Origin of the sequence: Pseudomonas sp. RC10-4-2 (assembly GCF_050433085.1) — a bacterium.
Taxonomy (GTDB): Bacteria; Pseudomonadota; Gammaproteobacteria; order Pseudomonadales; family Pseudomonadaceae; genus Pseudomonas; species Pseudomonas aeruginosa.
Genome location: NZ_JBNPXX010000002.1, coordinates 648,571 through 665,725, shown reverse-complemented (window position 1 = coordinate 665,725; position 17,155 = coordinate 648,571). Strand labels below are relative to the sequence as shown.

At 68.3% G+C, this 17,155-nt stretch carries 13 protein-coding genes and 1 tRNA gene; 2 read left to right on the top strand and 12 right to left on the bottom strand.

Annotation, left to right across the window (positions count from 1 at the left end):
- Positions 1-220: 220 nt before the first annotated feature.
- On the bottom strand, positions 221-589 hold the full coding sequence (locus FHW81_RS10950; RefSeq protein WP_003121092.1) for a hypothetical protein: 369 nt from the start codon (positions 587-589) through the stop codon (positions 221-223).
- A gap of 262 nt (positions 590-851) precedes the next feature.
- Between FHW81_RS10950 and FHW81_RS10945 the strand changes: the two genes are divergently transcribed.
- Positions 852-1,574, top strand: coding sequence for a carbon-nitrogen hydrolase family protein (locus FHW81_RS10945; RefSeq protein WP_003102286.1), 723 nt, complete (start codon positions 852-854; stop codon positions 1,572-1,574).
- A gap of 40 nt (positions 1,575-1,614) precedes the next feature.
- Here the strand turns inward: FHW81_RS10945 and FHW81_RS10940 are convergent.
- The 4 genes from FHW81_RS10940 to FHW81_RS10925 all read right to left on the bottom strand — a co-directional run bounded on the left by FHW81_RS10940 (position 1,615) and on the right by FHW81_RS10925 (position 5,406).
- A tRNA-Sec gene (locus FHW81_RS10940) sits at positions 1,615-1,710 on the bottom strand.
- Positions 1,711-1,841: 131 nt separating this feature from the next.
- On the bottom strand, positions 1,842-2,459 hold the full coding sequence (locus FHW81_RS10935; RefSeq protein ID WP_003095305.1) for a class I SAM-dependent methyltransferase: 618 nt from the start codon (positions 2,457-2,459) through the stop codon (positions 1,842-1,844).
- Between the two features lie 94 nt (positions 2,460-2,553).
- Positions 2,554-3,951: an APC family permease gene (locus tag FHW81_RS10930; protein WP_003102289.1), complete on the bottom strand. Its 1,398-nt coding sequence runs from the start codon at positions 3,949-3,951 to the stop codon at positions 2,554-2,556.
- 48 nt (positions 3,952-3,999) lie between these two features.
- A complete protein-coding gene (locus tag FHW81_RS10925) occupies positions 4,000-5,406 on the bottom strand; it encodes an aminotransferase (RefSeq protein ID WP_003114627.1) in 1,407 nt (468 codons plus the stop codon).
- Between the two features lie 281 nt (positions 5,407-5,687).
- Between FHW81_RS10925 and FHW81_RS10920 the strand changes: the two genes are divergently transcribed.
- Complete coding sequence (locus tag FHW81_RS10920; protein ID WP_073650767.1) at positions 5,688-6,371, top strand: helix-turn-helix transcriptional regulator; 684 nt, start codon at positions 5,688-5,690, stop codon at positions 6,369-6,371.
- A 3-nt stretch (positions 6,372-6,374) separates the two neighbouring features.
- On the opposite strand, the gene selB is transcribed toward FHW81_RS10920, so the two are convergent.
- The 7 genes from selB to lipC form a co-directional block, all read right to left on the bottom strand.
- Positions 6,375-8,300: a selenocysteine-specific translation elongation factor gene (selB, locus tag FHW81_RS10915; protein ID WP_003457223.1), complete on the bottom strand. Its 1,926-nt coding sequence runs from the start codon at positions 8,298-8,300 to the stop codon at positions 6,375-6,377.
- On the bottom strand, positions 8,297-9,703 hold the full coding sequence (gene selA / locus FHW81_RS10910; RefSeq protein WP_031628326.1) for an L-seryl-tRNA(Sec) selenium transferase: 1,407 nt from the start codon (positions 9,701-9,703) through the stop codon (positions 8,297-8,299). Before selA ends, selB begins: the two co-directional genes overlap by 4 nt.
- 78 nt (positions 9,704-9,781) lie before the next feature.
- Positions 9,782-10,711 carry a formate dehydrogenase accessory protein FdhE gene (fdhE, locus tag FHW81_RS10905; protein ID WP_023097018.1) on the bottom strand — a complete coding sequence of 310 codons (930 nt, stop codon included), beginning with the start codon at positions 10,709-10,711 and terminating at the stop codon, positions 9,782-9,784.
- A gap of 132 nt (positions 10,712-10,843) precedes the next feature.
- Positions 10,844-11,470 carry a formate dehydrogenase subunit gamma gene (locus tag FHW81_RS10900; RefSeq protein ID WP_023118104.1) on the bottom strand — a complete coding sequence of 209 codons (627 nt, stop codon included), beginning with the start codon at positions 11,468-11,470 and terminating at the stop codon, positions 10,844-10,846.
- Between the two features lie 71 nt (positions 11,471-11,541).
- On the bottom strand, positions 11,542-12,471 hold the full coding sequence (gene fdxH / locus FHW81_RS10895) for a formate dehydrogenase subunit beta (RefSeq protein ID WP_003106793.1): 930 nt from the start codon (positions 12,469-12,471) through the stop codon (positions 11,542-11,544).
- An 8-nt stretch (positions 12,472-12,479) separates the two neighbouring features.
- The gene (fdnG, locus tag FHW81_RS10890; RefSeq protein ID WP_146140045.1) at positions 12,480-15,560 is read right to left on the bottom strand and encodes a formate dehydrogenase-N subunit alpha; all 3,081 of its coding nucleotides are present in this window, start codon (positions 15,558-15,560) and stop codon (positions 12,480-12,482) included.
- A gap of 307 nt (positions 15,561-15,867) precedes the next feature.
- Positions 15,868-16,797, bottom strand: a complete 930-nt coding sequence (lipC, locus tag FHW81_RS10885; RefSeq protein ID WP_003095318.1) for a lipase LipC — start codon at positions 16,795-16,797, stop codon at positions 15,868-15,870.
- Between the last annotated feature and the right edge of the window lie 358 nt (positions 16,798-17,155).

Here is a 17,155-nt window from a genome sequence, read left to right as displayed (position 1 = left end):
GCCCGATATGGGCTCGGCAGTCGCGTCGTTCCAGGCTGCCTTCCTGGAAAGCGCCGCAGGCGCGGTTTCTCAGAGGCAGCGTCTGTTCCACCACGGTCACCCGCACCTCGTTCGCCGGTTGGCGCTGCTCGGCGGGTCGCGGCGCCTGACGCCGGCCGTTCAGGTTGTCGGCCCCGCCTGGCGGGATGCGCCGGCGCGTCGCGGCGATCCGCCTGCATGCTCAATAGAGACCGGTGGCGCTGCCCCGCTCGAACAGCGGCACCTGGTTGGCCAGGATCATGTTGTAGCTGAGCATGAACGGCACCCCGCCGCCGCTTTCGGCGATCTGGCTTACCCAGCCGATGGGGTTGTTGAACAGCGATTCGTCGGGGCTGAGCACGCCGACGGCGGCGCTGTCCGGGTCGCCGTCCCAGGTCACGTCGCCCCAGTGCCAGCCGAGGCCACGCACGTACTGCGCGCCGATCAGCGCGCCGAGGGCGAAGACCGCCTCGTCGTCGAGGCTGCGCCCCTGCTCCCTCGCATCGCGCACGTAGTCGGTGACGGCGGCGACGATCTGCGCCGGCGTCTCGTCCGCGGCGACGCCAAGCAAGGCGAGCCCCTGTGCCTGCAGCTCCGCCAGTTGCTGTTGCAGGTCCGTTGAAAGCGGATTGATCTCGGCCATCCCTGTTCTCCCGAGGCAAGCGTGCGCACCCGTCCGTCGGGCGCGCCATGAAGCGCGTTATCTTACGGCTTCGCGGCGACGAAAGCGCCCTCCCCAGCCAAACGTAGCGCAGCCGCTAATCGCCTCTTCCCGGAAATGCTGCCTTCGGCTCTACTGGCGAATTTGTGCCATCCATACCCGAGACAGCCCCATGACGCTGATCGCCGCCGCCCAGAGCTGCGCCCACCCCGCCGACCTGCCACGCAACCTCGACGACCACCTGCGCCTGATGCGTATCGCCCAGGCACGGGGCGTGCGCCTGCTGGTGTTTCCCGAACTGTCGCTCACCGGCTACGAACCCAGCGCTGCCGCCGCCCTCGCCCAGCCGGCGGACACGCCCCTGCTGCAACCGCTGCGCCAGCTCGCCGAGCAGGCACGGATGACCACGGTGGTCGGCCTGCCGCTGCGCTCGCCGAAGCATGCCAAGCCGCTGATCGCCGCCCTGATCCTCGGCGCCGACGGCAGCCTCGGCGTCTATGCCAAGCAGCACCTGCACGCGGGCGAGGAACGCCACTTCTCAGCCGGCGACGGCGGCCCCCTGCTGGAGATCGACGGCCTGCCGATGGCGTTGGCGGTCTGCGCCGACTTCAGCCAACCCAGCCACCCGGCCCACGCCGCCCGTGCCGGCGCTCGCCTCTACATCGCCAGCGCGCTGATCGGAGAAAACGGCTACCCGGCCGACTCGGCCCTACTGGCCGGTTATGCCCGCGAGCACGGAATGGGCGTGCTGCTGGCCAACCATGGCGGGCCGACGGGTGGCTGGAAGGCGGCGGGCAGGAGTGCGTTTTGGAATGAGCGGGGAGCGCTGGTCAGGGAGACGACGGGGACGGGTGAGACGCTGCTTCTGCTGGAACGGACCGAGATAGACGCTTGATCCTGTGAGACACGATGGCCGCCGAAAGCGAGCGGAGAATTGGCGGAAGGCAGTGGGAGTCGAACCCACCCAGGAACGGCTGCCGTCCCCCACCGGATTTGAAGTCCGGCCACGCCACCGGGCGTGATTGCCTTCCTCTTTGATTTGCAAGAGGTTTTCCTCGAGACGGGAGCTTATCAGGCCGGGGTCCGAAGAAGAAATGCCGGATGTCATGGAAAGTCGTTCGCATGGCCGGGCGAGCAGAGCGTAGCCCAGCCTCGGAGCACTTCACAGGCGTTTCAGGCAATGGCAGTAGACGAAGTGCTGGACCCGGCCGGCGGGAGTGACGTGGTGTTCGTCGCGGTGCTCGGTGAGCTGGAAGGCGGAGCCGAACTCGGCGTGCAGTTCGTCGGCGTCGTAGCGCATGACTGGCAGGCCGCTGCATTCGGTCGGGCCGTCGGCGGCGAAGGTGGCGACGATCACGTGGCCGCCGTGGCGGACCGCCTTCATCACCTGGCGCACGTAGGCGCGGCGGGCTTCGGCAGTGGTAAGGAAGTGGAACACGGCGCGGTCGTGCCAGACATCATAGGTGGCTTCCGGCAGGTCGACGCCGGTAATGTCGCCGGCGATCCAGCGCACCTCTTCGCCGCGCGCGCCGAGGCGGTTGCGGGCGACACGCAGGGCGGCGTCGGAAAGGTCGAGCACCGTCAGGTCGCCGAAGCCTTCGGCGAGCAGGCCGTCGACCAGGGTCGAGGCGCCGCCGCCGACATCGATGATCGCCGCCTCGCGGGGCGCGCCGATGCGTCGGATCAGGTCGAGAGACAGCGTGGCCTCGGCCTGGAACCAGCTCACCGCGTCGGACGGCTTGCTCTCGTATACCCGTTGCCAGTGCTCTCGTTCGGACATGACGACCTTCTCCGTGTTGCGCTGCGACCCATTACCCACCAAGGGCGTTAACGGCACATTAACTCCATAGGCGGTGTTGCGACAGGGCCGCTCCTCAACCGTAGGCACCGCGCAGCGACATCACGCCGCGCCTTCGCGCCGCCTGGCGGATCAGCAGTTCGCCCACGGCCAGGGCCAGCGCCACGCCGCCGACGATCTTGCCGGCGTAGGCCCAGTCCATCGGCGCGCCGGGGGTGACGACGAACAGGCAGATGCCGGCCAGCACATGCAGCGCGACGAACAGCGCCCAGAGACTGGCCAGGCGGTCGCCCAGCGGCATCCGGTAGGGCCGTGGACGCGGGTCGGCGCGGCGCAGGCGGACGAAGGCCAGGCACATCAGCACATAGGGCATCATGAAAACCATGGCGAAGATCGACAGCAGGGTCCAGAACAGTTCCTCGGCAGTGTGCGCCACCAGGCCGTAGAGCAGCAGCAGGACGATGCTCACCGCCGAGGCCAGCACCGCCGAGCCGATCGGCGTGCCGTGGCGCGAATGGACCACGCCGAACAGCGCCGGCAGCTCGCCGGCCTTGGCCGCTTCCACCGCGGCACGGTTGGTGCCCATGCTCCAGGTGACCATGTTGGTGAAGAGGGTGAACAGGACGAAGGCGCCGACCAGGTCGGCGAGCATCCCGCCGGCGCCGTCGTGGCCGTAGATGTTGTAGAGGGTATGGGCGAAGATCCGGGTGACGTCGGTTTCCTCGGCCGGTACCGCGGCCAGCACGCCGAGGGTGCCGAAGATGTTGAAGGCGCCGACGATCAGCCCGGAGATCAGCACCGCGCGCGGGATGTCGCGGCGCGCGTTGCGCATCTCCGCGGCGCTGCAACAGGCCAGCTCGGTCCCCATGATGCCATAGACCATCACTCCCAGCGCGGCCATCTGGCCCGGCGAGGACGGGACGATGGAGTCCAGGCTGAAGTCGTTGGCGAAGCCATGGTTCCAGCCGAAGTGCAGGCCGCCGACGCCCAGGGCGAGCACCGCGAGCAGCTTGAGCAGCGCGCCGAGGTTCGGCAGCCACTTGCCCAGGCGCAGCGCGACCACGTTGAACGCCGCGGTGAGCAGCGCCAGGGCGATGCCGATGGCGATCTTGCCCCAGAGGCTCAGCTCGGGGAAATAGAAGGCGCCGAGCATGCTGCCGAACAGGGTGTAGACCGAAGGCATCCACAGTGCGTTGTTGACCCAGTACATCCATGACACCCGGGCCCCCCAGCGGAAGCCGAAGGCGCTGCGCACCCAGTGGTAGACGCCGCCGTTGGCGGGGAAGGCGGTGCCCAGCTCGGAGGTCATCATGGCCATCGGCAGGAACAGCAGGACCAGCACGTAGAGCCACCAGAACAGGCTCGACGGACCGAGGGAGGAAGCCAGGGCGATCTGGTCCATGAAGAGCATCGCCGAGACCGTGTAGAGCACCACATCGCGCAACCGCAGGACCTTGTTCTTGTTGTCGTCCATTGGGATTCTCCTGAATGTTCGGGTGGGGCGCCGGCGGCGCCCCGGCGCTTACCGGTGACCGGCGCGGACAAGATCCTCCACGGTTTCCTCGATGCTCTCGCGCAGCACCCGGACCACGGTATCGACCTGTTCGCGGGTGAGGATCAGCGGCGGCGACATCACGTTCAGGTGGACGATCGGACGAACCAGCAGGCCGCGCTTCTGCGCCCGCAGGTGGACCCACTCGCCGATGTTCAGGCTTTCCGGAAACAGCGCCTTGCTCGCCTTGTCGGCGACGAACTCGACACAGGCCATGAAGCGCATCCCGCGCACGTCGCCGACGATGGGCAGGTCGCGGAGGCTTTGCAGGCGCTCCTCGAAGTAGCGGCCGACCTCGTCGGCGTGGGCGAGCAAGCCCTCGCGCTCGATGATCTCGATGTTCTTCAGCGCCGCCGCGCAGGCCACCGGGTGGCCGGAGTAGGTGAAACCATGGCTGAAGCAGCGGCCCTTGTCCGGCTCGGCGATCACCTCCCAGATGCGCCGGGAGAAGATGCACGCGCCCAGCGGCTGGTAGCCGGAGGTGAGGCCCTTGGCGGTGAGGATGATGTCCGGCTGTACGCCGAACACCGCCTGGCTGGCGAAGAAGTGGCCGAGGCGGCCGAAGGAGGTCACCACTTCGTCGGAGATGTACAGCACGTCGTAGCGCTGGCACAGCTCCCACATCCGCCTGTGGTAGCCCGCGGGCGGGACGATCACGCCGCCGGAGCCGAACACCGGCTCGGAGATGAACGCCCCCACCCGGTCGGCGCCCAGTTCGAGGATCTTGCGTTCGAACTCGTCCACCAGGCCATCGAGGAACTCGGCTTCGCCCAGCCCTTCCGGAGCGCGGTAGTAATAGGGACAGGCGAGGTGGTGGATGCGCTCGTCGAGGAAGTCGAACTCGGCCGGCCGGTCGGCGCTCTTGCCGCCCAGCGACATGCCGAGGAAGGTCGAGCCGTGGTAGGCGTTGATCCGCGTGATGACGTGCTTCTTGGCGCGCTTGCCGCGGCAGTTCTGGTAGTAGTGCATGAGGCGGATCGCGGTGTCCACGGCGGTGGAACCGCCGGTGGTGAGGAACACGTGGTCGAGGTCGCCGGGGGCCAGCTCGGCGAGCTTGCGGCAGAGTTCGATGGCGCGCGGGTTGGCCATGTCGCAGAAGGGATTGGAATAGGCCAGCAGGCGGGTCTGCTCGGCCACGGTGCGAGCCATTTCCTCGCGCCCCAGGCCGATGTTGGTGCACCACATGCCGCCCACCGCGTCGAGGTAGCGGTTGCCGGCGGTGTCGTAGATATAGGCGCCGTCGCCGGCGGCGATGTTCAGCGAGCCGTTGACGCGGTGGTCGTCGAACACGTGGTAGCCGTGCATGTAGTGGGCCTGGTCGGCACGGACCAGGTCGGCGTCGCCGAGGGGGGACGTGGCGTGCAGTCTTGCGTTCATCGGGCTGTCGCTCTTCTCGGATGGATGCTCCGAGGGTGCAAGAGCACCGCGCGGCGGGCCATACCCCATTTTGGGGTAAGCGCTGGGTGCGGCCGACGCGGCTTGCTATCCTGCGGCGACAACGACAAGAACGAGCCGTACCGTCCATGCAGGCCATCGCCCCGAACGCGCTCGACCGCTGGCACGAACACCTGGCGCTGGCGATCCGGCGCCTGCGCCAACCCGACTTCCTCGCCGCGCTGGTCGACGCCATCCACCAGTTGGTGCCGATCGAGTCGAGCATGATCAGCCTGGAACGCAAGGGCCACGCGCCCACCCTGCTCTACGAGCGCGGCATCGCCGAGCGCTTCCGCGAGGCGATCATCCGCCGCTACTTCTCCCGCGGCTACCTGCTCGACCCTTTCTGCCTGGCGGTGGAGGAAGGCCTTCCGGAAGGCTTCTACACCCTCGGCGAGATCGCCCCCGACGACTTCTTCCAGAGCGCCTACTACCAGACCTACTACCTCGGCGCCGGAGCGGTGGAGGACGTCTACTACATCCTCGACCTCGGCCCCACCGAGAAGCTCTCGATCTGTCTCTACAACGGCCTTTCGGCGAGCCGCTACAGCGACGCCCAGGTCGCCGCCCTCGCCGGCCTGGCGCCGCCGGTGCTGGAGCTGGCCCGGCAGTTCTGCGCCGGGCGCGCCAACCTCTCGCCGAACCCGCAGGCCGACCTCGCCCCGCGCCTTCAGGAAGTGCTGCGCGGCTTCGGTCGCGGCGTGCTCACCGACCGCGAACGCGAAGCCTGCCACCTGCTGCTCAGCGGCCACTCGGCGAAATCCAGCGCGCGGCTGATGGACATCTCCCCGGAGACCGTGCGCATGCACCGGAAGAATCTCTACACCAAGCTGGAAGTCGGCTCGCAGTCGGAACTGTTCGCGCTGTTCATCGAGTGCCTGAGCCAGGGGCAGCGCGTCGGCCCCTGAGACTCAGGGCGAGACGCCGCCGAGCAACTGTTCGGCCAGCGCCGAGCCCTCGCGCAGGCGACGGTCGTTGCCGATGCGGCGGGTCAGGCCGATGCGGTCGAAGTGCTCGAGGATCTGGATGCTGCGCTTGCGGCCGATGCCCAGGCGGTCGCGGAATTCCGCCGGGCGGATCAGCCCGGCGGGGTCGCGCACCTGCACAGCGATCTCGGCCAATTGACGCAGGGTGGCTTCCGGGTAGAACAGGTCGCGCACCACCTGCTGCAACTGGCCCAGGCGCGCCAGCTTGCGCAGCAGGTTGCGCATGGCGGCTTCGTCCTGGCGCAGCTCGCGGGCCAGGTCGCGAACCCAGGGCGGGTCGTAGCGGCCGGCTTCGAGCAGCGGCCAGAGGCGCGCGCGCAGTTGCTCCTCGCTATCGCTCAGGCGCACTTCGTGGCCGGGCAGGTGCAGCCAGGGCCCGCTGCTGTGCACATCGCCGCCGGCCAGGGCGGCGTCGAGCAGGGCGATGAACACCGGCCGCTCCAGCTGCGGCAGGGCGTAGCGACGCAGGCGGTCGCGGTCGGGACCGAGTTCGTCCGGTAGCTCTTCGTGGAAGCGCCGCAGGCCGGCGAGCAGTTGCTCGACCAGGGCGAACCAGCGCTCCCCGGCGAACAACCGGGGGCCGAGGCGGGTCTGCACCTCGACCACCTCTTCCGGCAGCCGCCAGTGCTCGCGCGGGCGGTTGAAGGATTGCACCAGGCGTTGCGGGTCGAGGCCGTTCTCGGCCGCGCCGAGCAAGGTCGGCAGCGCCTCCTCCAGGCTTTCCTGGCGCAGCGCCTGGAGCTGCGCCAGGCGTGCCGGCGTTCGTCGGTTGCGCGCCGGCGCGGCGCCGTCGAGCACCCGCCCGCCGCCAAGGGTGCGCTGCGCCGACTGGTCGCGCAGCACCAGGCGGTCGCCGTGCAGGGCCTGGATCGGCGCGTTCAGCACCAGTTGGGCGAAGGCGCGGTGGCCAGGCTCCAGTTGTTCGCCTTCGAGCAGGGCCAGGCGCCCGGTGACGTCCTGGGTGCCCAGGTGCAGGTGCACCGGGGTCCAGTGGGTGAAGTCGCGGAGTTCGTCGGGCAACAGGCGGAAGTCGATGTCGACCCGCGTGGTCGGCGCGTGCAGCGCGGCCTGCAGCAGCCAGTCGCCGCGCTGGATCTGTTCCAGCGCGAGGCGCTCGCCGGCGATGTTCAGGGCCACGCGCTGGCCGGCCCAGGCCTGTTGCGCGGGCCGGTTCTGCGCGTGCAGGCCGCGCACACGCACCGGCCGTCCGGCGTTGCCGAGGAGCAGTTCGTCGCCCACCGCGACCTGTCCGGAGAAGGCCGTGCCGGTGACCACGATGCCGCTGCCGGCGACGCTGAAGGCCCGGTCCACCGCCAGGCGGAAGTATCCCTCGCGGCTACGCTCGCGGACTTCGCCGGCGAGCCCGCCGAGTGCTTCGCGCAACGCCGCGACGCCCTCCCCGGTGCTGCTGGAGAGCGGGAAGATCGGCGAGCGCGCCAGCGGTCCGGAGGCCAGCAGGTGTTCGACCTGGGTCTGCACCTGTTGCACCCGCTGCGGCTCGACCCGGTCGATCTTGGTCAGCGCCACCAGCGCCCGGCGGATACCGAGCAGTTCGACGATCGCCAGGTGCTCGCGGGTCTGCGGCATCAGGCCGTCGTCGGCGGCCACCACCAGCAGCACGCAATCGATGCCGCTGGCGCCGGCCAGCATGTTGTGGACGAAGCGCTCGTGGCCGGGCACGTCGATGAAGCCGGTGGGGCTGCCGTCGCCAAGGTCGGCGTAGAGATAGCCCAGGTCGATGGTGATCCCGCGTTGGCGCTCGGCCGGGCGGCGGTCGCCCTCGATGCCGGTGAGGGCGCGCAGCAGCGAGGTCTTGCCGTGGTCGATGTGCCCGGCGGTGCCGACGATCACGACAGCTCGCTCCGCAGTCGCGGCAACTGGGCGAGGAACGCCGGCTCGTCGTCGAGCTGGCGCAGATCGAGCCAGAGGGCGTCGTCCTCGAGCCGACCGATCACCGGCAGCGGCAGCCCGCGCAGGGCTTCCTCGAGGTTGCGCAGGGCGCGTCCGCGCAGGCGCCTGGGCTGCCGCGGACGCAGGCACAGCGCGGCGCTGGCCAGCCGCGCCACCGGCTGCGCGCCGCTGCCGATCATGCCCAGGGCGTCGACCACGGCGACCTCCCAGCCCTCGCCGAGCGCCTCGCCCAACGCCGGCGCCAGACGCTCGGCCTGGGCGCGGATCTCCGCCGCCGGGCGGCTGAGCAGGCGCAGGGTGGTCAGGCGTTCGGCGAGGCGGTCCGGATCGCGGTACAGGCCGAGCACCGCCTCGAGGGCGGCGAGGGTCAGCTTGTCGACGCGCAGAGCGCGCTTGAGCGGGTTCTTCTTGATCCGCCCGATCAGTTCTCGGTTGCCGAGGATCAGCCCGGCCTGGGGCCCGCCGAGCAATTTGTCGCCGCTGAAGGTAACGATGTCGGCGCCGTCGGCCAGGGCTTCCTGCACCGTCGGTTCCTTGGGCAAGCCCCAGCGGGTCAGGTCCACCAGGGTGCCGCTGCCGAGGTCTTCCAGCAGCGGCAGGCCATGGCCATGGGCGATGGCCGCCAGTTGCGCGGTGGGCACGCTGGCGGTGAAGCCCTGGACGCTGTAGTTGCTGGTATGCACGCGCATCAGCAGGCCGCTGCGCGGGCCGATGGCGGCTTCGTAGTCCCTGGCGTGGGTGCGGTTGGTGGTGCCCACCTCGTGCAAGCGCACGCCGGCGCGGGCCATGATGTCGGGAATGCGGAAGGCACCGCCGATCTCGATCAGCTCGCCGCGCGAGATGATCCCTTCCTTGCGCGCCCCCAGGCTGTTCAGCGCCAGCAGCACCGCCGCCGCGTTGTTGTTGACCACGGTGACTGCCTCGGCGCCGGTGAGTTCGCGGATCAGCCCGGCGATCAGGTCGTCGCGGTCGCCGCGCTTGCCGCTGGCCAGGTCGAACTCCAGGTTCAGCGGGTAGCGCGCGGCCAGGGTGATCGCCTCGATGGCCTCGTCCGGCAGCAGGGCGCGGCCGAGGTTGGTATGCAACACCGTGCCGGTCAGGTTGAACACCCGCCGCACGCGGCTGGCATGCTGCGCGGCGAGGCGTTCGCCGGCGCGCCCGGCGAGCACCGCCTCGCTCAGTTCGATCTCGGCGAGGACACCGCGTCGGGCCGGCTCGCGCAGTTCGTCGAGCAGGTCGCGGAGGGTCGCCAGCAACGCCTCGCGGCCGTAGCGCTGGTGCAGGGGAGCGGCCGCCGCGCTGCGCAGCAGGCGGTCGACCGAAGGCAAGCGAACGGAACTCATGGAGAAACCTTATCCACAGGGTAGGGTCACCGACACGCCCATCATAGACGCGTCGGCGCATGCCCGCAGCGTCTTCGGCTATTCGCCGCCGGGGGCCAGCAACAGGTTCGGCGAACGCCGCAGGTAGCCGTCCTCGGCCAGGCGCATGTCCAGCGCCAGGCTGGCCAGGTCGTCGGCAAGGGCATCGGCGTGGCGGTCGAACTCCAGGTAGAACTGCTTCAGGTAGCCCTGGCAACTGGGGCAGGTCTCGGCGCGCAGCACGGCTTTTTCCGCCGGCTGCCCGTCATGCTCCAGGGACAGGTAGGCCAGGTGCTTGCTTTCCTCGCAGTGGCTGCACTTGATCCGCACGTAGTGCCATTCGCAGGCGCACAGCGAGCAGCTCAGGTAGCGCAGACCGGTTTCCTTGCCGCCCTGGCGGATCATCCCGGCCATCGGCGGCGAGCCGCAGGCGGGGCACAGGGTCCGGCTCTCGGTCTCGACCACCGCGCCCTCCTCCAGTCCCAGCAGCCAATGGCTCCAGGCTACCTGCAGGGCGGCGCCGAGGAACGGCACCAGGGCCGCCGGCAGGAGGTCGAACTGACCGCTGAGCAAGGCGATGGCCCAGGCCTTGCGCTGGCCTTCGTCGGCTTCGCGCAATTGTTCGAGTGCCGCGCCGACGGCGGCGTTGGCCGGTGCCGGGTAGCCCGCGAGCAGGGCATCCAGCCAGGGCAGCCAGGCGCCTTCGCGCACCAGCAGGTCGTAGGCCAGCGGCGGCATGCCGTGCTCGCGGCTCTTGCGCAGGCGCTCGGGGTCGAGCGGGGCCAGGGTCGGCGGGTTGTCCAGCAGCGCCTGCTGGAGCCGGCAGAGACCGGCGACCAGCCGCAGGTAGTCGCCCATCGGGTGCCCCTCGGCCAGTTGCAGCAGACGCTCGCCGCGGCGGGCGAACAGGTCGCGCGACGGCTGGTGCAGGTGCGGGGGAATGTTGGCGGCGGCTTCGATCTGCCCCGGCTGAAGAATGGTGCGTGACACGGGAACTCCTCGGGTCTGCGCCGGCGGGCCGGTGGGCCGCGCCGCAACGATCGGGCGCCCGGTGGGGCGCGGAATGAATGCAAAGGCCCCATCGCTGGGGCCTCCGGTCGGGCGATGGCGACACTATACGCGTCAGTGCTCCTCGCCCTTGCCGACTTCCTTCAGCCAGCCGTTATGGTGCTTGCGCGCCCAGGCGCGGCTGACCTTGCCGTAGAGCATCGCGCCCATCGAGCCCTTGACCCAGATGCCGGCGTAGATATGCACGATGATGCTGGCGATCAGGACGAAGGCGGCGAAGGCGTGCAGGAGCACCGACAGGCGGATCGCCTCGATGCCGAACCAGGCGCTGAAGTACTGGCGCCAGATCACGATGCCGGTGACCAGCAGGGTCAGCATGCTCAGCAGCAGCACCCAGAACAACAGCTTCTGCCCGGCGTTGTAGCGGCCGACTTCCGGGAGGTTCTCCTCGCGGTTGCTGACCACGTCGCGCCACTGCTTGAGCCACTGGATATCGCTCTTCTGCACCCGGTTGTGGTGGGCGAAGCGCACCACCAGGCCGAGGAAGAAGACGAACATCGCCAGCCCCAGGAAGGGGTGCAGGATACGCGTCCAGGGACCGCCGCCGAACAGGTTGGTCAGCCAGAACAGCGCCGGGTGGAACAGCGCCAGCCCGGACAACCCGGCCATGAAGAACAGGATCGCCACGGCCCAGTGGTTGCTGCGCTCGTTGGCGTTGTAGCGCTGGATTTCATTTTTCATTTCCGACTCCTCGAGAGCGCCGCCGCTGCCGCCGGGTCGCGGAGGACCGGCGGCAACGCCCGCGCGCAGGCTCAACGACGCTCGTGCGGGTCAAAGGTGTGTACCGACGGATCGACCTGGTGCACCGGTGCCTCGGCTTGCCCGTGGTCTTCCTCGTCGTCCGCGCGGTTGGGACCGACGCGCACATAGTGGAAGAACCCGGCGAGCACCGTGGCGCCCATGGCCAGCAGCGCCAGCGGCTTGGTCACGCCCTTCCACAGGCTGACCAGCGGGCTGACGCTCGGCTGGTCGGCCAGGCCGGCATAGAGCGACGGCTTGTCGGCGTGGTGCAGCACGTACATCACGTGGGTGCCGCCCACCCCTTCGGGGTCGTACAGGCCGGCGTTCTCGTAACCGCGGCTCTTCAGGTCGACGATGCGTTCGGCGGCGTGTTCCTTCATGTCCTCCTTGCTGCCGAAGACGATGGCGCCGGTCGGGCAGGTCTTCACGCAGGCCGGCTCCATGCCCACCGAGACGCGGTCGGAACACAGGCTGCACTTGTAGGCCTTGTGGTCCTTCTGCGAGATCCGTGGGATGTCGAACGGGCAACCGGTGATGCAGTAGCCGCAACCGATGCACTTGTCCTGGTTGAAGTCGACGATGCCGTTGGCGTACTTCACGATCGCTCCCGGGCTCGGGCAGGCCTTCAGGCAGCCCGGCTCGGCGCAGTGCATGCAGCCATCCTTGCGGATCAGCCACTCGAGGTTGCCGGCCTCGTTCTCGTGCTCGGTGAAACGCATCACCGTCCACGAGTCGGCCGTCAGGTCCATGGGGTTGTCGTAGGTGCCGTGGTTGTGGCCGACCTCGTCGCGCAGCTCGTTCCATTCCGAGCAGGCGACCTGGCAGGCCTTGCAACCGATGCACTTGGACACGTCGATCAGTTTCGCCACTTCCTCCTGGTTCCGCACCGAGGGCATCGGCGTGGTGGTCGCGGAGCGGGCGTGGATGTCCTGACTACTCATGTTTCACCTCACGCCTTTTCCACGTTGACCAGGAACGACTTGAACTCCGGCGTCTGGGTATTCCCGTCGCCCACGAAGGGGGTCAGGGTGTTGGCCAGGAAGCCGTTGCGCGCCATGCCGGCGAAGCCCCAGTGGATCGGGATGCCGACGTGGTGCACGGTCTTGCCGTCCACCTGCAGCGGGCGGATGCGCTTGGTCACCACCGCCACCGCCTTGATGTAGCCGCGGTTGGAGGAGACCTTGACCTTGTCGCCGGCATTGATGCCCAGCTCCTTGGCCAGCGCCTCGCCGATCTCGACGAACTGCTCGGGCTGGGTGATCGCATTCAGCCGGCAGTGCTTGGTCCAGTAGTGGAAGTGCTCGGTGAGCCGGTAGGTGGTCGCCGCGTAGGGGAACTCGTCGGCCGTGCCGAACAGTTCCATGTCGTTCTTGAACACCCGTGCCGCCGGGTTGCTGATCGCCTTGCGGTTGTCGCGGTGCAAGGGGTTCACCCCGATCGGCGTCTCGAACGGCTCGTAGTGCTCGGGGAACGGGCCTTCGGCCATCTTGTCGACGGCGAACAGGCGGGCCACCCCTTCGGGGTTCATGATGAACGGGTTCATCCCGGCTTCCGGCGGTACGTCGGCCTTGTAGTCGGGCACGTCGGTGCCGCCCCAGGACTTGCCGTTCCACCACACCAGGCGCTTCTTCTCCGGGTCCCACGGCTTGCCGCTGACGTCGGCCGAGGCGCGGTTGTAGAGAATCCGCCGGTTCGCCGGCCAGGCCCAGGCCCAGCCGAGGGTCTGGCCCATGCCGTAGGGGTCGCTGTTGTCGCGGCGGCCCATCTGGTTGCCCTGCTGGGTCCAGGAGCCGGCGAAGATCCAGCAGCCGCTCGCCGTGCTGCCGTCGTCGCGCAGCAGGGCAAAGCCCGGCAACTGCTCGCCGGCCTTGGCCAGGATCATGCCGTTGGCCGGGTCGACCAGGTCGCTCAGGGCCTTGCCGTTGAACTCCCGGGCCAGTTCGTCCGGGCCCGGTTCGTCGGGCTTGAGGTAGGACCAGTCGAGGCCGAGGATCGGGTCGGGGAAGGCCCCGCCGTCCTTGCGGTACATCTCGCGCAGGCGGTGGAACAGCCCGGCCATGATGGCGATGTCCGGACGCGCCTGGCCCGGCGGCTCGGCGCCCTTCCAGTGCCACTGCAACCAGCGGCCGCTGTTGACGATCGAGCCGTCTTCCTCGGCGAAGCAGGAGGTGGGCAGGCGGAACACCGTGGTCTTGATGCTGGCGGTGTCGACGTCGTTGTACTCGCCGACGTTGCGCCAGAACTCCGAGGTCTCGGTCACCAGCGGGTCCATCACCACCATCCACTTCAGGCGCGCCAGCGCGGCGCCGACCTTGGCCTTGTTGGGGAACGAGGCGATGGGGTTGAAGCCCTGGCAGAAGTAACCGTTGACCTTGCCCTGGTACATCATGTCGAAGTAGCGCAGCACGTCGTAGCCGGCGCCCGGCATGTCGAGCTTGGGCAGCCAGTCGTAGCACCAGTTGTTTTCCTTGGTCGCCGACTTGCCGAACCAGGCCTTCATCAGGCTGACGTGGAACTTGCCGTAGTTCTGCCAGTAGGACAGCTGTCCCGGGCGCAGCGGCTTGGCCGTGCGCTTGGCGATGTAGGCGTCGTAGTCCTGCTCGGCGTCCATCGCCAGGGTCAGGTAGCCCGGCAGCGAGTTGGACAGCAGGCCGAGGTCGGTCAGGCCCTGGATGTTGGAGTGGCCGCGCAGGGCGTTCATGCCGCCGCCGGGCATGCCGATGTTGCCCAGCAGCAGCTGGACCATCGCGCCGGTGCGGATCATCTGCGCGCCTACCGAGTGCTGGGTCCAGCCCAGGGCGTACATGATGGTCATGACCTTGCCCGGCTTGGAGGTCTCGGCGATTTCCGCCCAGACCCTGAGCATCATGTCCTTCGGCGTACCGCAGATGTTGCTCACCACGTCCGGGGTGTAGCGGCTGTAGTGCTGCTTGAGCAGGTTGAACACGCAGCGCGGGTGGGTCAGGGTCGGGTCGACCTTGGCATAGCCGTCCTCACCGATCTCGTAGCCCCAGGAGGACTTGTCCGGGTAGGTCCGCTTCTCGGCGTCGTAGCCGTTGAACAGGCCGTCCTCGAAGCTGAAGCCTTCCTTCACGATGAACGAGACATCGGTGTAGTTGCGCACGTATTCGTGCTGGATCTTGTCGTTTTCCAGCAGGTAGTTGATCAGGCCGCCGAGGAAGGCGATGTCGGTGCCGGTCCGGATCGGCGCGTAGTAGTCGGCGACCGAGGCGGAACGGGTGAAACGCGGATCGACCACCAGCAGCCGCGCCTTGTTGTGCGCCTTGGCTTCGGTGACCCATTTGAATCCGCACGGGTGGGCTTCGGCGGCGTTGCCGCCCATGATCAGCACCAGATCGGCATTCTTGATGTCGGTCCAGTGGTTGGTCATGGCTCCACGGCCAAACGTCGGGGCAAGACTTGCCACCGTCGGGCCGTGTCAGACACGCGCCTGGTTGTCGAATCCCAGGATGCCGAGGGAGCGCATCACCTTGTGGGTGATGTAGCCGGCCTCGTTGGACGAGGCGGACGCGGCGAGGAAGCCGGTGGTCAACCAGCGGTTGACGGTCTGGCCCTGCTCGTTCTTCTCGACGAAGTTGGCGTCGCGGTCTTCCTTCATCAGCTTGGCGATGCGCTCGAGGGCTTCGTCCCACTCGATGCGCTTCCACTCGCTGGAGCCGGCCTCGCGCACTTCCGGATACTTCAGGCGGTTCGGGCTGTGGATGTAGTCCAGCAGGCCGGCGCCTTTCGGGCAGAGGGTGCCGCGGTTGACCGGATGGTCGGCGTCGCCCTCGATATGGATGATGTTCTGCGCGACGTTCTTGGCGCCGTCGCCCTGGCTGTACATGATCAGGCCGCAACCGACCGAACAGTAGGTACAGGTGTTGCGGGTCTCGACCGTGTGCGCCAGCTTGAAGTGGCGGACCTGGTCGGCGAAGGCCTCCGTGGGGGCCATCCCGAGCGCCGCAAGGCTCGATCCTCCAAGGCCTATACCGCAGACCTTGAAGAATTGCCGACGGTTCATATCCATCGTGCATCTCCTGCATCAGGCAAAGGACACCCGGGACATGGCCGGATGTCTCTGGTTAAAAGATAGCCAGCCTGGCGAGGTACGCCAGCCGGGCATGGCTACGGGGCAGCGAACCCTACACGAACGCTGGGTTTTTCTGCCTTGACCGGAGTCATTACACGGCGGCGCAAACCTTGTCCAGCAAGGTGCGCGGAATCGGGACAGGTCCGAACGCCGCGAGGCGCGCGAACAGGAGGTGATATCCAGGTGCCATTAGACCAAAGACTAATGCCGGGTCGCCTAGGGCTGCGGCGACCCGGCGAGCGGATCAGAGTCCGACGTTCCTGAGGCGATTGGCATGCTGCCGATAGACCTGGGTCGGGTCGCTCTCGAACAGGCTGACCAGGCCGAGCAACTGGTTGACTTCGTCCAGATGGTCCATCCGGTAGTTGTCCTTCACCACGCTGCCCAGGTGGCTGGAGCATTGGCCGACCAGACCGTCGTTGGCCTCGCCGAACAGCAGCCCGGTCACCGCCAGGCCGGCGGAGCTCGGGTCGAGCGCATTGGTCAGGGAGCCGGTGCCGCTCATCGAGTAGTAGCGCACCCCGGCTACCGTCTCCGCGCCCTGGCCACAGGCGCTGGCCGGGATCGCCTGCGGGAAGCGCTGGTTGAACCGCGCGGTGCCGGGAGTGTTGAGACTGTTCAGGGCAGCCAGCGCGTCGCCCTTGACCCACTCGCCGCCGTCGACGATGTCGACCACCGAGAACAGCGCCTCCACCGCCGAGGCGATCACCTCGGTGCCGATCGGCCCGAGGAACTCGCTGAAGCCGGTCACCGCGTCGGCTACCGGCGTGCCCTTGTGCGGCGTGCCCATGGTGGTGACCGAGGCCACCAGTTGCGGCGCCACCCCGGCGACGTAGCGCACGGTCATGCCGCCCTGGCTGTGGCCGATCAGGTTGACTTTCTCCGCGCCGGTCAGGGCCAGGACTTCCTCCACCTGCGCCAGTAGCTGTTCGCCGCGCACCTCGTTGCTGTTCACCGGCGACTGCGAGGTGGCGAAGACCTTCGCGCCGTCCTTCTCCAGGGCCGGCACGATAGCGTGCCAGTAGTCCACCGGGCCGACGCTCTTGAAGCCGAACAGACCGTGGGACAGCACGATGGGATAACGCGTGCGGGTGTAGTCGGTCGCAGCGTGCACGGGAAGGCTGGCGGCCAGCGCTACCAGCGCCGCCGCGAGGAACGTCTTGTTCTTGTTCATCGTCGAGACTCCGTTCGGATTGGACAGGCAGTTGGCAAGGCACGTGCTGGGCGGGCCGGAACCCCAGCCTGACAGCGCCGCCAAAGGCGTCGAGCCGTGCTTAAGTTGGGCTCCCGGCGCACGCCATTACCCCGGGTAACAGCGCCGCCGTTCCCATTCCGCCCGCCGCGCCGCAAGTGCTGTCGGAGAGCTTTCGACGCCTGTCACCCGGGGCCACAGCGGTGCAGCGCAGCGAGCACCTATCCGATCAGCCAGTCCGCCGGCTTGACCGAAATGCCTGGCGGTTCCGGCAAGCGGGCCGCATTCGGCGGCGGCGCAACTTCCTATGGTGAAGCGTCCCTGGCTACCGGAACCGCGC